Origin of the sequence: Mesorhizobium sp. M0830, assembly GCF_040319965.1 — a bacterium.
Classification (GTDB): Bacteria; Pseudomonadota; Alphaproteobacteria; order Rhizobiales; family Rhizobiaceae; genus Mesorhizobium.
On the sequence record NZ_JAMYOR010000002.1, the window covers coordinates 16,753 to 30,880 of the forward strand.

At 62.7% G+C, this 14,128-nt stretch carries 12 protein-coding genes and 1 riboswitch; of the genes, 9 read left to right on the plus strand and 3 right to left on the minus strand.

Features of this window, described 5'->3' with window-relative positions; translation table 11 throughout:
- Positions 1–11: 11 nt before the first annotated feature.
- Entirely contained in the window at positions 12–2,024 is a 2,013-nt protein-coding gene (locus tag NKI20_RS01475; RefSeq protein WP_352827676.1) for an acetyl-CoA carboxylase biotin carboxylase subunit, read from the minus strand.
- Between the two features lie 197 nt (positions 2,025–2,221).
- On the opposite strand from NKI20_RS01475, the gene NKI20_RS01480 reads away from it, so the two are divergent.
- From NKI20_RS01480 to NKI20_RS01505, 6 genes are all read left to right on the plus strand, one after another.
- Positions 2,222–3,349 carry an S-(hydroxymethyl)glutathione dehydrogenase/class III alcohol dehydrogenase gene (locus tag NKI20_RS01480; RefSeq protein ID WP_352827678.1) on the plus strand — a complete coding sequence of 376 codons (1,128 nt, stop codon included), beginning with the start codon at positions 2,222–2,224 and terminating at the stop codon, positions 3,347–3,349.
- 67 nt (positions 3,350–3,416) lie between these two features.
- Positions 3,417–3,986, plus strand: a complete 570-nt coding sequence (gene gfa / locus NKI20_RS01485; RefSeq protein ID WP_352827681.1) for an S-(hydroxymethyl)glutathione synthase — start codon at positions 3,417–3,419, stop codon at positions 3,984–3,986.
- A gap of 64 nt (positions 3,987–4,050) precedes the next feature.
- Positions 4,051–4,518: a YaiI/YqxD family protein gene (locus tag NKI20_RS01490; RefSeq protein ID WP_352827684.1), complete on the plus strand. Its 468-nt coding sequence runs from the start codon at positions 4,051–4,053 to the stop codon at positions 4,516–4,518.
- A gap of 26 nt (positions 4,519–4,544) precedes the next feature.
- Complete coding sequence (locus NKI20_RS01495; protein ID WP_352827686.1) at positions 4,545–5,207, plus strand: DUF1345 domain-containing protein; 663 nt, start codon at positions 4,545–4,547, stop codon at positions 5,205–5,207.
- Positions 5,208–5,309: 102 nt separating this feature from the next.
- The gene (locus NKI20_RS01500) at positions 5,310–6,191 is read left to right on the plus strand and encodes a cytochrome b/b6 domain-containing protein (protein ID WP_352827689.1); all 882 of its coding nucleotides are present in this window, start codon (positions 5,310–5,312) and stop codon (positions 6,189–6,191) included.
- Position 6,192: 1 nt separating this feature from the next.
- Positions 6,193–6,984: a molybdopterin-binding protein gene (locus NKI20_RS01505; protein ID WP_352726871.1), complete on the plus strand. Its 792-nt coding sequence runs from the start codon at positions 6,193–6,195 to the stop codon at positions 6,982–6,984.
- Between the two features lie 48 nt (positions 6,985–7,032).
- Here the strand turns inward: NKI20_RS01505 and NKI20_RS01510 are convergent, their stop codons facing one another.
- A complete protein-coding gene (locus tag NKI20_RS01510) occupies positions 7,033–8,034 on the minus strand; it encodes a hypothetical protein (protein ID WP_352607246.1) in 1,002 nt (333 codons plus the stop codon).
- 278 nt (positions 8,035–8,312) lie between these two features.
- Positions 8,313–8,399, plus strand: a riboswitch (glycine riboswitch).
- A gap of 149 nt (positions 8,400–8,548) precedes the next feature.
- Between NKI20_RS01510 and gcvT the strand changes: the two genes are divergently transcribed.
- Genes gcvT through gcvP form a run of 3 tightly spaced genes read left to right on the plus strand, consistent with a single transcriptional unit; the run spans position 8,549 to position 12,852 of the window.
- Positions 8,549–9,649 carry a glycine cleavage system aminomethyltransferase GcvT gene (gene gcvT / locus NKI20_RS01515; RefSeq protein ID WP_352827692.1) on the plus strand — a complete coding sequence of 367 codons (1,101 nt, stop codon included), beginning with the start codon at positions 8,549–8,551 and terminating at the stop codon, positions 9,647–9,649.
- Between the two features lie 5 nt (positions 9,650–9,654).
- Positions 9,655–10,023 carry a glycine cleavage system protein GcvH gene (gene gcvH, locus NKI20_RS01520; RefSeq protein ID WP_023757533.1) on the plus strand — a complete coding sequence of 123 codons (369 nt, stop codon included), beginning with the start codon at positions 9,655–9,657 and terminating at the stop codon, positions 10,021–10,023.
- Between the two features lie 18 nt (positions 10,024–10,041).
- Entirely contained in the window at positions 10,042–12,852 is a 2,811-nt protein-coding gene (gene gcvP / locus NKI20_RS01525) for an aminomethyl-transferring glycine dehydrogenase (RefSeq protein WP_352607240.1), read from the plus strand.
- On the opposite strand, the gene NKI20_RS01530 is transcribed toward gcvP, so the two are convergent.
- Positions 12,853–14,028, minus strand: a complete 1,176-nt coding sequence (locus NKI20_RS01530) for a GGDEF domain-containing protein (RefSeq protein WP_352827695.1) — start codon at positions 14,026–14,028, stop codon at positions 12,853–12,855.
- Positions 14,029–14,128 lie beyond the last annotated feature (100 nt).

The following is a 14,128-nucleotide window of genomic DNA, read 5'->3' on the forward strand; positions in this document are numbered from 1 at the left end:
CCCGGCTAGTCTTACGCAAACTCCATGATCACCGCGTCCACCGCCAGGCTGTCGCCCGGCCTGGCGTTGAGTTTCGACACGACAAGGTCGCGTTCGGCACGCAGCACGTTTTCCATCTTCATCGCCTCGACCACCGCCAGCGTCTCGCCGGCCTTGACCTCCTGGCCCTCGGCAACGGCAATCGACACGACAAGGCCAGGCATCGGGCAAAGCAGCATTTTCGACGTGTCCGGCGCCATTTTTTCCGGCATCAGCCTTTCAAGCTCGGCGATGCGCGGCAGCATGGCGCGCGCGGTCACCGACATGCCCTTCCAGGCAATGCGAAAGCCGTTGGCAACAGGCCTGATCTGAGCAGTAACCTTGCGCTTACCGACCGTGCCGCGCCAGATCAGGTCGCCCGGCCGCCAGTCGGATGCGACGGTCAGCGCCTTGCCGCCCTCGATCGACAGATCGATTTCCAGCGGAATGGAAATCATGCCCTCGAGGATCGACGCCGACAGATAGTCGTCGCCGATCTTCACCACCCAGTCGCGCTTCAGCGCTCCCGAATGCGGCGCCAGCCGCCCGCCAAGCCGGTCGAGCCGGTCGCGGCGCAGCAGTTCAACCGCGGTCGCAATCGACGCCAGCACGGCTTTCTCGTCGTCGTTCGGCACGACGGGCGCAAAACCGTCGGGATATTCCTCCGATATGAAAGCGGTCGATATCAGCCCTTGCCGCCAGCGCGGATGCTGCATCAAGGCGGCAAGAAACGGAATGTTGTGCTCGATGCCGTCGACGACAAAGCTGTCGAGCGCTTCCGACATTGCATCGATAGCGGCGAGCCGCGTGGGCGCCCAGGTGCACAGCTTGGCGAGCATTGGATCGTAGAACATCGAGATTTCCGAGCCTTCGGTGACGCCGGTGTCGTTGCGGATGACGACATCGCCGAATTGTCCTTCCTCCGGCGGCCGATAACGTGTCAGCCGGCCGATCGAGGGCAGGAAATTGCGGTACGGGTCCTCGGCATAAAGCCGGCTTTCCACCGCCCAGCCATTCAACTTGATATCGCCTTGCTTCAGGCCAAGCCTTTCGCCGGCGGCAACGCGGATCATCTGCTCAACCAGATCGATGCCGGTGATCAGCTCGGTTACCGGGTGCTCGACCTGCAATCGTGTATTCATTTCAAGGAAATAGAAGTTCTTATCCTTGTCGACGATGAACTCGACCGTGCCGGCGCTCTGGTAGTCGACGGCCCTGGCCAGCGCCACCGACTGCTCGCCCATCGCCTTGCGCGTATTAGCATCTAGGAACGGCGACGGCGCCTCTTCGGCGACCTTCTGGTTGCGGCGCTGGATCGAGCATTCACGCTCGCCGAGATAGAGCGCGTTACCACGCGCGTCGGCCAGCACCTGGATTTCGATATGGCGTGGATCAACAATGAATTTCTCGATGAAGACGCGGTCATCGCCAAACGAGCCCTTGGCTTCCGAGCGCGCACGATCGAAGCCGTCGCGCACTTCCGCCTGGCTCCAGGCGATGCGCATGCCCTTGCCGCCGCCACCTGCCGAGGCCTTGATCATCACGGGATAGCCGATCTCGCCGGCGATCCTTTCGGCATGGTCGGCATTTTCGATGACGCCGAGCCAGCCGGGCACGGTGGAAACCTTGGCGGCGTTGGCGAACTTCTTCGATTCGATCTTGTCGCCCATCGCCTTGATCGCTTTGGCCTTCGGGCCGATGAAAACGATCCCTTCCGCTTCCAGCGCCTCGCAGAAAGCCGCCCGCTCGGACAGGAACCCGTAGCCGGGATGCACGGCCTGGGCGCCGGTCTCCTTGCAGGCGGCGATGATCTTTTCGGGGACGAGATAACTCTGCGCCGCGGGCGAAGGTCCGATATGCACCGCCTCGTCGGCCATTTCGACATGCACGGCATCGCGATCGGCGTCTGAATACACGGCAACCGTGGCGATGCCCATTTTGCGCGCCGTCCTGATGACGCGGCAGGCGATCTCGCCGCGATTGGCGATCAGGATTTTGGTGAACATGCGGAATGTCATCCCTCGGTCGGCTGTTCCTTTTATGGCCTGTGCTTGCAGGGTCAAGCCGACCATGCAAATCGCTGCCTTTCAATCGATTTGCGATTCCAATTCATCGCTGTGGCCCAGTCCAGGCATCAGCTTCCAGTTGATCGTGTCGACAAAACCTGAAACCTTGGAAAAAAATTCGTATTGGAGGACGCCTGATGAAAACCCGCGCCGCTGTCGCTGTCGCCGCCGGAAAGCCGCTGGAGATCATGGAGGTCGACCTCGATGGTCCGCGCGAGGGCGAGGTGCTGGTCGAGATCAAGGCGACCGGCATCTGCCACACCGACGAATTCACGCTGTCGGGTGCTGATCCCGAAGGCCTGTTCCCGGCCATTCTTGGCCATGAGGGCGCCGGCGTCGTCGTCGACGTTGGCAAGGGCGTCACCTCGGTCAAGAAGGGCGATCACGTCATCCCGCTCTACACGCCCGAATGCCGGCAGTGCCCGTCCTGCCTGTCGCGCAAGACCAATCTATGCACGGCGATCCGCGCCACGCAGGGCCAAGGGCTGATGCCCGATGGTTCGTCGCGCTTCTCGATCGGCAAGGACAAGATCTTCCACTATATGGGCTGCTCGACCTTCTCGAATTTCACTGTGCTGCCCGAGATCGCGCTGGCCAAGGTCAACCCGGACGCCCCCTTCGACAAGATCTGCTACATCGGCTGTGGCGTCACCACCGGCATTGGTGCTGTCATCAACACGGCCAAGGTCGAGATCGGCGCGACCGCCGTCGTCTTCGGCCTCGGAGGCATTGGCTTGAATGTCATCCAGGGCCTGAAGCTCGCCGGCGCCGACATGATCATCGGCGTCGATTTGAACAACGACAAGAAGGCGTGGGGCGAAAAATTCGGCATGACGCATTTCGTCAATCCGAAGGAGATCGACGGCGACATCGTCCCCCACCTCGTCAACATGACCAAGCGCGGAGCCGACCAGATCGGCGGCGCCGACTACACATTCGACTGCACCGGCAACACCAAGGTTATGCGCCAGGCCCTGGAAGCCTCGCACCGCGGCTGGGGCAAGTCCGTCGTCATCGGCGTCGCCGGCGCCGGCCAGGAGATCTCGACGCGGCCGTTCCAACTGGTCACCGGGCGGACCTGGATGGGCACTGCCTTTGGCGGCGCGCGCGGCCGCACCGACGTGCCGAAGATCGTCGACTGGTACATGGACGGCAAGATCCAGATCGACCCGATGATCACCCACACGCTGAAGCTTGAAGACATCAACAAGGGCTTTGACCTCATGCATGAGGGCAAGTCGATCCGGAGTGTGGTTGTTTACTGAAGAAGACCACAAGCCGCCGACCAATCGGCCTGCGACCTCTGTGGTTCACAACTGGGAGGAGAAAAACATGGCGGAGAAACTGCATCCGAAAATCGACAATGGCTTGCCCCGGGAAAGCGCAAGCTTTGCCGGCGGCACGCTGGTCTGCGCCTGCACCAGCAATCCGGTCAAGGTTAAGGTGAAGGGCCAGATCGCGCACAATCACGCCTGCGGCTGCACCAAATGCTGGAAGCCGGAAGGCGCCCTGTTCTCGGTCGTCGCCGTGGCAGGGACGGGCGACGTCACCGTGACCGAGAACGGCGACAAGCTCAAGGTGGTCGACCCATCAGCGCTGATCCAGCGTCATGCCTGCACCGGCTGCGGTGTGCACATGCACGGACCGGTCGAGCGCGACCACGCGTTCAAGGGCCTGTCCTTCATCCACCCCGAGCGTTTCGCCGAGGATGGCTGGTCACCTCCGGGCTTCACCGCTTTCGTCTCGTCGATCATCGAATCGGGTGTCGATCCGAAGCGAATGGAGGGCATTCGTGCCCAGTTGAAGGGCATCGGGCTGGAACCCTATGACTGCCTCAATCCCGGCCTGATGGACTATATCGCCACCTGGACCGCCAAGAAGTCCGGGGCCTTGCCGGCCTGACAGCTGTAAGATTTCAGCGACGGGGCCGGACACGTTTCCGGCCCCTGTCCATTTTGGAGAGACAATGCCGGCACCTGCCATTTACGTCGATGCAGACGCCTGCCCGGTCAAGGCCGAGGTCGAAAAGGTCGCCGAGCGCCATGGCGTCGTCGTCACCTACGTCTCCAATGGTGGCCTGCGGCCGTCGCGCGATCCGATGATCCGCAATGTCGTTGTCTCAAAGGGCGCCGATGCCGCCGACGACTGGATCGTCGACAACGCGAAATCCAACGACATCGTGATCACCGCGGACATTCCGCTCGCCGCTCGTGCGGTTGCCCTTGGCGCGCACGTGCTTGGGCCGACCGGACGTCCGTTCACGCCGGAAACGATCGGCATGGCGGTGGCGATGCGCGACCTCAAACAGCATCTGCGCGAGACCGGCGAGAGCAAGGGCTATAATGCCAGCTTTGCCCCACAGGACCGTTCGCGCTTTCTCGGCGAACTCGACCGCATCTTGCGGCGGGCGCTCAAATCCGTCACATCGGATTGATCCAAACGCCTTTCAGAGGCTGGGCCATGGCCACCGACACGTCAATGAAACCGCCGATGCACCGACATACGCAGTTTGTCATGGCATTCTGCGTGGGCGTGACCGCGCTGGCGATCGCGCTCTTGTCTGGCCTGCTGCCTGCCCATTCGATTTCGATCGGCGCCAACGCGTTCTTCGTCACCTATCTCGCACTGGTCCTGGCGCAGATGCCGCATCTGAAAGCAAGTTATCTCAGCCACAACGCTCGCGACGCGGACCTTCCGGTGCTGGGCATCTTTGTCATCACGCTCGCCGTCGTCGGCGTCGCCATTTTCCTGCTGTTCAACGCCCGCGGCACTGCGCTCGTCTGGCTTTTGATCACACTTGTTTCGGTGCCGCTTGGCTGGTTCACGATCCATGTGATGGCGGCACTGCACTACGCCCATGTCTACTGGATGGACGGCGATGCGTTCGATGCCGACGCCAAGAAGATCCCGGTCGGCGGGCTGCTGTTTCCGGGCGGCAAACGGCCGGAAGGCTGGGATTTCCTCTACTTCTCGGCGGTCATCGGCATGACCGCGCAAACCGCCGACACCAACATCACGACCTCGCATATGCGACGTGTCGTGCTTATCCATTCGATCCTTTCGTTCTTCTTCAATACGGTCATCGTCGCCGCCGCCGTCAATCTCGCCATCAACCTACGCTAATCGCAATAAATCCGTGATCGGATGAAACATCGCTATGGCTGACGACGTATCAGGAGAACAATAAGCGCGCTGGCCACGCCGCGAGGCCGGAGACGAGACAAGATGGAAACGATTGCCAGAAGCCAATCCACCACCGAACCGGACATCTCCGCTTCGAGCGACAAAACGCTGATCTACCGTCAGTCGCGCTGGACGCGGCTGACACATTGGCTCTGGGCCATCTCGCTGTTCTTCATGCTGCTGTCAGGCTTGCAGATCTTCAATGCCCGTCCGCAGCTCTACATCGGCAAGCAGTCGGGTTTTGGCTACAACAACACCATCTTCGCCATTGGCGCGGAAAATACCAACGCCGGTCCGCGCGGCTACACCGAAATCCTTGGGCGTCGCTTCGACACCACAGGCGTACTTGGCTGGTCGGGTCCGGCAGGCCAGGAGACGTCCCGCGCCTTTCCATCCTGGGCGACCATACCGTCTTACTATGACCTCGGCACCGCCCGCGTCGTCCACTTCTTCTTCGCCTGGATACTGACGACGACCTTGATCGTCTGGCTGGTTGCCAGCCTAGTCAATGGCCATATCAGGCGCGATCTCGCGCCACGCCTCGATGATCTCAAGCGCCTGCCGCGGGACATCGTCGACCACGCGAAGCTGAAATTCCATCATACCCGTGAATACAACACGTTGCAGAAGATGGCTTATGGCGGCGTGCTGTTCGTGCTCTTGCCGCTGATGATCGTCACCGGCCTGGCCATGTCGCCCAGCATGAATTCGGTGCTGCCGTTTCTCAACGATCTGCTCGGCGGACGGCAGACGGCGCGCACCATCCACTTCACCGTCATGGTGCTGCTGGTCGCATTCTTCATCGTTCACATCCTGATGATCCTGGCCGCCGGCCCGATAAACGAACTGCGTTCGATCATCACCGGCTGGTACCGCATCGACCCACCCGCACAGGACGACAAGACAACCGAGAGGAGTGCGTGACATGGCGAAGTTTGAGATAAGCCGCCGCAAATTCCTGACGGGTGCCAGTCTCGGTGCCTCCGGTATCATGCTGTCGGGCTGCGACGCCTTCGACAGCCAGCTAAGCGTTGGCAGTGGCTTGCGCAGTTTTCTCGAAAACGCCAATGACCTGACATACCGGGCACAGCGCCTGCTCGCGGGACGCGACGCGCTGGCGCCGGAATTCACCGAGGCCGACATCCGCCAGCCGCAGCGGCCGAATGGTGTGACTGCGCCGGACGACGATGTCTACAAGGGTCTGCTTGCCAACAACTTCGCCGACTGGCGGCTGGAAGTTTCAGGCCTGGTCGAAAAGCCGCTGTCGCTCAGCCGCGAGCAGTTGATGAACATGCCGAGCCGCACCCAGATCACCCGCCATGACTGCGTCGAAGGCTGGAGTTGCATCGCCAAATGGACCGGGACGCCGCTGTCGCTGGTGCTGGACCAGGCGGTGGTCAAGCCGCAGGCGCGCTACGCAATGTTCCATTGCCTCGACACGATCGACCGCAGCCTGTCGGGCGACATCAAATATTACGGCTCGATCGACCTGATCGATGCCCGTCACCCGCAGACGATCCTTGCCTATGGCGTGAACGGCAAGCCGCTGCCGGTTGAGAACGGCGCGCCGCTGCGCGTCCGTGTCGAGCGGCAGCTCGGCTATAAGATGCCAAAATATCTCTACAAGATCGAGTTGGTCGACGGCTTCGCCAGTATCGGCGGCGGTCGCGGCGGCTATTGGGAAGACAATGGCTACGACTGGTATGGCGGCATCTGACACCTGGGGAAATAATGCCCTGAGATCAGTGGTTTAATCCTCAGCACGTCAGGCAACCTTGTCGAGCAGCGGCCTGAGCGCCGGATGGATTTCCGGCGATGCCTGCTTGATCAGGGTAAGCAGGGCGCGTTCGTTCTCGTAGAGAGGCCGGTCCAGGCCGATATGTTCGACCAGCCAGCCGGCTTCGCCGGCATCGATCGTCTCGGCGCGGCGAGCAAGCGCCTCGGCCGCCCTGTTCTTGGCTTCCCAATCGGCCTCGATGTCATCAGGGGACCGATAGGCCTCCATGATGCCGGCGAGGCCGCCGGAGATCATGCGGCTGAAGAAACCGCCGATTTCCGGATCGGCGTGTTCGAGGAAGGTGTCACGGCGTAGTGCCACATCGCGCGTCGGCGCTTCATAACCGGCCGAGCACATGACGAAATTGGCGATCGCCTTGACGAACAGCTCGTTCCAGGACGGATCGTTGCTGGCATGGGCGGTGCGCTCGTTGATCTTGAACAGCACTTCTGCCTCGGCGCGCGTGACGGCAATGTTGCCGTCGCCACCGTGCGCATAGAGGATACGGCGCAGCAGTTCGACCTCCGCTTTGGCGATCAGCCCGGGAACCAGTGCGCCACCGAGCATAAGCGGCCCCTTGCCATCGATGACGGCGTGGGCGACCTGTTGCAGCGCATAGACACAAAGCTGGCCCGGCGACGATCTCGCCTCTTCCAGCACGTGCACCAGCAATTCGAGTTCGGTGCGGCTGTCGACCATGCCATCGCGCGAGATCGTGCGGATCAGCCAGTCGGCATTGTCCTGCGAGATATAGCCCGACGGCTTCTCCTGGTGGACGATGTAGTCGGTGACCGCCTCGATGAAGAAAAGCGGCCATTCCGGGCATTTGTCCTTCGCCGTGGCATCGAGCGCAAACAGCGCCTCGGCCTCGCCGCGCGTCACCACACCGTCGCCGAACACCTCGCGGCGCAACATCGTCACGTCCTCCGCGGCGATGCGGCTTTTCGAGGTCAGCCCCGCCACCGGCGCGCTCATGATCAATTCGCCCATTTGTCGTCCCCGTCCGCCGCCGTCCAATGCCGGCCCAAAGCGTCATGGCTGCCAAGATATCAGCAGTGTCTTGAAAAACCGGCAAACGGCGTGGTTAGCGAAGACTTGTCGGCCAATGCATGTCGCCCAAGGTGTGCCGCGGGCTTGAGAGAACGACATGCGTCAACAAAGCATCTAAAGCGCATCGCCAACGCGGCGCACTTTAGATGTCGCTGACAGGTGACAAGCCGTCGCGCACAAGCTATGGATGGCGCGTCGAGGACTCAGGGTCTGAGTCCTACCTGTTTGCGGGAGAGAGCAGCGAACGCTGCCGCCGAAGGGGAAATCGCCCGAAATCTCTCAGGCAAAAGAACCGTAGACGGGAAAGACACTCTGGAAAGTCGGGGCTTGCCCCCGCGCCGAAGGTGTAAGCGCCGCTGACAGAGTTCCGGCTGCGCAAGTCTCTCAGGCTTCAGACAGAGGGGCACGGACTGGTCGCCATTCGCGACCGATTGCGTGCGACTCTGGAGATGACATGACGGGCGACGACAGCAAACACCTTCCCCTCGAAGATATCCATGTGGCCGCTGGTGCGCGCTTTGGCGCCTTTGCCGGCTGGTCGATGCCGCTGACCTATCCGGCCGGCGTCATGAAGGAACACCTTCACACCCGCGAACAGGCCGGCCTGTTCGACATCTCGCATATGAAACTGTTCGAGGTCAGCGGGCCGGAGGCGGTTTCACTGCTCAATCGCGCCTGTCCGCTGGACGCTGGCGCTCTCGAAATCTCACAATCCAAACTGTCCTTCTTCCTCAACGAAGCAGGCGGCATTCTGGACGATCTGATCGTCACCAGGCTCGGCGATATCAGGTTCATGGTGGTCGCTAACGCCGGCAATGCCGTCGCCGACGAAAAGCATTTGCGTGCGCTTGCCGCGGATTTCGACGTCCGGGTCGAGGCGCTCGACCGCGTCTTCCTGGCCATCCAGGGTCCTGAAGCCTGGGCGGCCCTTTCCCGAGCCGGCATCGAGACCGGCTCGCTGCTGTTCATGCATGGTGTCGAACCGCGCAGGAACTGGTTCATGAGCCGCTCCGGCTATACCGGCGAGGACGGCTTCGAAATCGGGCTGCCGGAGGCCGATGCGCGCGATCTCGTTGCGAAGCTGCTTGGCGATGAACGCGTGCTGTGGATCGGGCTGGCCGCTCGCGACAGCCTGCGGCTGGAGGCAGGACTCTGCCTGCACGGCCAGGACATCACGCCCGAGAACGACCCGGCCAGCGCCGCACTGATGTGGGCGATCCCAAAGGAGGTTCGCGCTTCCGGCACTTTCATCGGCGCCGATGCGCTCCGCGCTGCCGTGGAACGGGGGCCCGCGCAGAAGCGCGTCGGGCTGAAGCCGGAAGGCCGCCAGCCGGTGCGCGCCGGTGCTGCGCTCTTTGACGCCGACGGCAAGCCCGCCGGCCATGTCACGTCGGGCGGGTTTGGCCCGTCAGCCGGCCATCCGGTCGCCATGGGCTATGTCATGGCACCCCTGGCCAAGCCCGGAACACGGGTTTTCGCCGATGTTCGCGGCACGAAGATCCCCGTCGATATCAGCTCCCTGCCCTTCACGCCGCATCGCTACCGCAAAGGATAATTTCAATGGCAAAGATCTATTTCACATCAGATCACGAATGGCTCCGCGTCGAGGGCGGCATCGCCACCGTCGGCATCACCGATTACGCGCAGGAACAACTCGGCGATCTCGTCTTCGTCGAACTGCCCGAAACCGGAAAGAAGCTGAGCAAGGGCGATACCGCCGTCGTCGTCGAATCCGTCAAGGCGGCTTCCGATGTCTATGCACCCGTCGACGGCGAGATCACCGAAGCCAACGCCACGCTGTCGTCGGATCCGTCGCTGGTCAACTCGGCGGCAACCGGGGCCGGCTGGCTGTGGAAGATGAAGCTCGCCGACGAAAGCCAGCTCGCCGGCCTCATGGACGAAGCCGCTTACAAAGCCCATATCGGCTGACATCAGGACTCGAAAGACATGACCGCAGCACCCTACCCCTTCTCGGCCCGCCATATCGGCCCCGGCCTCAACGACACCAGAGCGATGCTGGCCACTATCGGCGTGCCCTCCGTCGAGACGCTGATCAGCCAGTCGGTGCCGAGGTCGATCCGGCTCGACCGGCCGCTCGCTCTGCCGGCACCTGCAAGCGAGGCGGAGGCGCTGGCCGAGCTTTCGGCTGTCATGGCAGGGAATACGGTGCTGAAGAGCTTCATCGGCGCCGGCTACCACGGCGTTCATGTGCCGCCCGTGATCCAGCGCAACCTGTTCGAGAACCCGGCCTGGTATACGGCCTACACACCCTATCAGGCCGAGATCAGCCAGGGCCGTCTGGAAATGCTGTTCAACTTCCAGACGCTGGTCACCGAATTGACTGGTCTGCCGGTGGCATCGGCATCGCTGCTCGACGAAGCGACGGCGGTGGCTGAAGCCGTCGGCATCGCCTTGCGCCACCACCGCGACAAGCGCACCAAGATCGCATTTGCCGGCACGCCGCATCCGCAGACGCTGGACGTGGTGCGCACGCGCGCCGAGCCGCTCGGCATCGAGATCAATGGCGACACGATCGACGACAACACCGCCGCCCTGCTCGTCTCCTGGCCGGATACGTTTGGGGTCTATGGCGACCACAAGGCAGCGATCGACAAGGCGCGCGCCACTGGCGCCATCGTCGTCTTCATCGCCGACCCGCTCGGCCTGACGCTGACCGATGCGCCGGCCAAGCTTGGCGCCGACATTGCAGTCGGTCCGATGCAGCGCTTTGGCGTGCCGATGGGCTTTGGCGGTCCGCACGCCGCCTATTGCGCAGTCTCCGACAAGTTGACGCGGCTGATGCCCGGCCGCCTTGTCGGCCAGTCCACCGATAGCAAGGGCCGGCCCGGCTACCGGCTTGCCTTGCAGACACGCGAGCAGCATATCCGCCGCGACAAGGCGACTTCCAACATCTGCACTGCTCAGGCGCTGCTCGCCAACATGGCGACCGCTTACGCCATCTGGCACGGCCCCGTCGGGCTGCAGGCGATTGCCGGGCGCATCCATGCGCTGACCAACCGTCTCGCAAGCGGCCTCAATGCGGCAGGCGTGTCGGTGATCGGTGCGAGCCGTTTCGACACTGTGACCGTGAAGACCAAGGGCAAGGCGGCGCAGATCGCCACTGCGGCTGAAAAGACCGGCCGGCTGCTGCGCGTTATCGATGCCGACCATGTCGGCATCAGCTTCGACGAAACCTCGACCGATGCCGATCTCGACGCGATCGCGGCCCTGTTCGGCGCCAAGGCCGGCGCCTCCGCCGACCGCACGGTGCCGGGCAAGCCGCGCGGCAAGGAGTTTCTGACCCAACCTGTTTTCCATGAAAACAAGTCTGAAACCGAGATGATGCGCTTCCTGCGCAGACTGGCCGACAAGGATCTGGCGCTTGATCGCGCCATGATCCCGCTGGGCTCCTGCACCATGAAGCTCAACGCTGCCGCGGAGATGATGCCGGTGAGTTGGCCAAGCATCGCCAATTTGCATCCCTTCGCGCCGGCCGCGCACTCGGCCGGCTATCGCGCCATGATCACCGAACTGGAAGCCTGGCTGTCGGAGATCACCGGCTTCGACGCCGTCACCTTGCAGCCCAATGCCGGCAGCCAGGGCGAATATGCCGGCCTGCTCGCCATTCGCGGCTATCACCGCTCACGCGGCGACAATCACCGCACCGTCTGCCTGATCCCCTCGTCGGCGCATGGCACCAACCCGGCAAGTGCTGCGATGGCCGGCATGAGCGTCGTCGTCGTGCGCTGCACCGATGATGGCAACATCGACATGGACGACATGAAGGCCAAGGCGGCCGAGCACGCGCCAAATCTTGCCGCGCTGATGTTCACCTATCCCTCGACGCACGGTGTGTTCGAGGAAGGCGCGCGTGATCTCTGCGCGCTGATCCATGAGCATGGCGGCCAGGTCTATTTCGACGGCGCCAACCTCAATGCGCTGGTTGGGCTTGCCCGTCCAGGCGACATCGGCGCCGACGTCTGCCACATGAACCTGCATAAGACCTTCTGCATTCCGCATGGCGGCGGCGGGCCCGGCGTCGGCCCGATCGGCGTCAAGGCGCATCTGAAGCCGTATTTGCCGGGCCATGTCACCGAAGGCTCGGGCCATGCCGTTTCCGCTGCTCCCTTCGGCAGCGCCTCGATCCTGCCGATCACCTGGATGTATATCCGCATGATGGGCGCGTCGGGCCTCAAGCAAGCGACTGAAACGGCGATTTTGTCCGCCAACTATATCGCGACGCGGCTCGATGCGCATTTCCCGGTGCTCTACAAAGGCAGCCAGGGGCGCGTCGCGCATGAATGCATCCTCGACACCCGCGTGCTCAAGGACAGCGCCGGCATCAGTGTCGATGACATCGCCAAACGCTTGATCGACTATGGTTTTCACGCGCCGACCATGTCGTTCCCCGTCGCCGGCACGCTGATGGTGGAGCCAACCGAGTCCGAGCCCAAACGCGAACTCGACCGCTTCTGCGAGGCGATGATCGCCATTTCTGGCGAGGCAGCGAAAGTGGCCAGGGGCGAATGGCCTTTGACGGACAATCCGCTGGTCAACGCGCCGCACACCGCCGCCGAGGCGCTGGCCGGCCAGTGGACCCATCCCTATTCGCGCCTGGAAGCGGCCTATCCTGCCGGTGACGCCGATACGGCGGCCAAATACTGGCCGCCGGTGTCACGCATCGACAATGTCGCCGGCGACCGCAACCTGGTCTGCTCGTGCCCACCTCTGTCGGATTATCTGGGCGCGGCGGAATAATTAAGCGGAGCGCAAGGCCGGCTCGACCGGGTCGGCCTTGCCTAGTGCCGCCCCACCGATGACGCAATTTCGACCGGCGCGCTTGGCGGAATAGAGCGCCGCGTCGGCTTCGGCAAGCACGTCATCGAGGGTGCGGCCGCTTACCTCGCCAAAGCCGAGGCCGCCGCTGACCGTGCTGCGCAACTTGCCGAGTTGGGTGGCGACGATCTCGGTGCCGAACGCCACACAGATCTTGCTGGCGAGGTCATGGGCCTTCTCTTCCGTCATTCGCGACATGACGACAGCGAATTCCTCGCCACCCAGGCGAAAGGCGTCGACGCCGGTCCTGGCATATCTCTTGATCACCGCGGCGAAGCGGCACAGGACCTGGTCCCCTACCGGGTGACCATAGACATCGTTCGTCCGCTTGAAGTGATCGAGGTCGAACATGACGACGGACATGAACGGACCGAAACTCCGCTCGCCGTAGAGTGACTTCAACGCCCGGCGGTTCATCAATCCCGTCAGCGGGTCGGTCATGGTCTCGGCCTTCAGCTCGATCTGCGCCTGCAGATGGTGGAGCGAGAGCGTCAAGGCACCGAGCCCGGTCATGCAGGCCACGGCCACGACGGAATTCAGCCGTTCGGCCCAGTTGTCGGGCGCGACCGCGAGCGTCCATTGCCCTTTGGTCAGCAGAACCACGCCGCAAAGCGCAAACGAAACCGCGCAGGTGCCGCTCAGGAACGAAACCACAAGCAGGATCCGGCGATCATGGCTGCCGTTGATCCAGAACATGGCGCCGATCGCCGACAGCAGCGCCGTCACCATGGTGTAGGTGACGATGAAGCCGACGCCGTCAAGGCCCAGAAAGGTGACGGCGGCGCAGACAGCCATGGCGGCAAGCGCCGGCGCAACGGCACGTCTGTAGCCGGGCACGCCCAGATATTGCATGGCCGACACGCAAATAATCAGGAAACCCAGGCTGAGCAACGCAAGCACGATCTGGCAAAGCAGTGGATCGGGATCCTTGGTGTATTGCCAGAACAGGACCACATGCGCGACGAGCACCAGAATGCCGCACGCCACCGTCAGCACGAAGCCTGCCTTGGGCGCGGTGAACCAGATCGCAAACATGGTGACGCTAAGGCAGATGCCCGACAGCGCGGCTGCGAGCAGGAGCGAACTGAAGTCCAGCATATCGGGCGAAGGCCTCTCGAGCGTCGGCGGGTTGCGCTGTATTCTAGGTTAGCCGCAGCTCTCAGACATGGTTTTCAGCCGATCTTTCGACGCAACCTGC

What these genes read in the sequence shown, in the direction of transcription:
- NKI20_RS01475 (WP_352827676.1), bottom strand. Translation starts at nt 2,024, where the DNA reads ATGTTCACCAAAATCCTGATCGCCAATCGCGGCGAGATCGCCTGCCGC.
- NKI20_RS01480 (WP_352827678.1), top strand. Translation starts at nt 2,222, where the DNA reads ATGAAAACCCGCGCCGCTGTCGCTGTCGCCGCCGGAAAGCCGCTGGAG.
- gfa (WP_352827681.1), top strand. Translation starts at nt 3,417, where the DNA reads ATGGCGGAGAAACTGCATCCGAAAATCGACAATGGCTTGCCCCGGGAA.
- NKI20_RS01490 (WP_352827684.1), top strand. Translation starts at nt 4,051, where the DNA reads ATGCCGGCACCTGCCATTTACGTCGATGCAGACGCCTGCCCGGTCAAG.
- NKI20_RS01495 (WP_352827686.1), top strand. Translation starts at nt 4,545, where the DNA reads ATGGCCACCGACACGTCAATGAAACCGCCGATGCACCGACATACGCAG.
- NKI20_RS01500 (WP_352827689.1), top strand. Translation starts at nt 5,310, where the DNA reads ATGGAAACGATTGCCAGAAGCCAATCCACCACCGAACCGGACATCTCC.
- NKI20_RS01505 (WP_352726871.1), top strand. Translation starts at nt 6,193, where the DNA reads ATGGCGAAGTTTGAGATAAGCCGCCGCAAATTCCTGACGGGTGCCAGT.
- NKI20_RS01510 (WP_352607246.1), bottom strand. Translation starts at nt 8,034, where the DNA reads ATGGGCGAATTGATCATGAGCGCGCCGGTGGCGGGGCTGACCTCGAAA.
- gcvT (WP_352827692.1), top strand. Translation starts at nt 8,549, where the DNA reads ATGACGGGCGACGACAGCAAACACCTTCCCCTCGAAGATATCCATGTG.
- gcvH (WP_023757533.1), top strand. Translation starts at nt 9,655, where the DNA reads ATGGCAAAGATCTATTTCACATCAGATCACGAATGGCTCCGCGTCGAG.
- gcvP (WP_352607240.1), top strand. Translation starts at nt 10,042, where the DNA reads ATGACCGCAGCACCCTACCCCTTCTCGGCCCGCCATATCGGCCCCGGC.
- NKI20_RS01530 (WP_352827695.1), bottom strand. Translation starts at nt 14,028, where the DNA reads ATGCTGGACTTCAGTTCGCTCCTGCTCGCAGCCGCGCTGTCGGGCATC.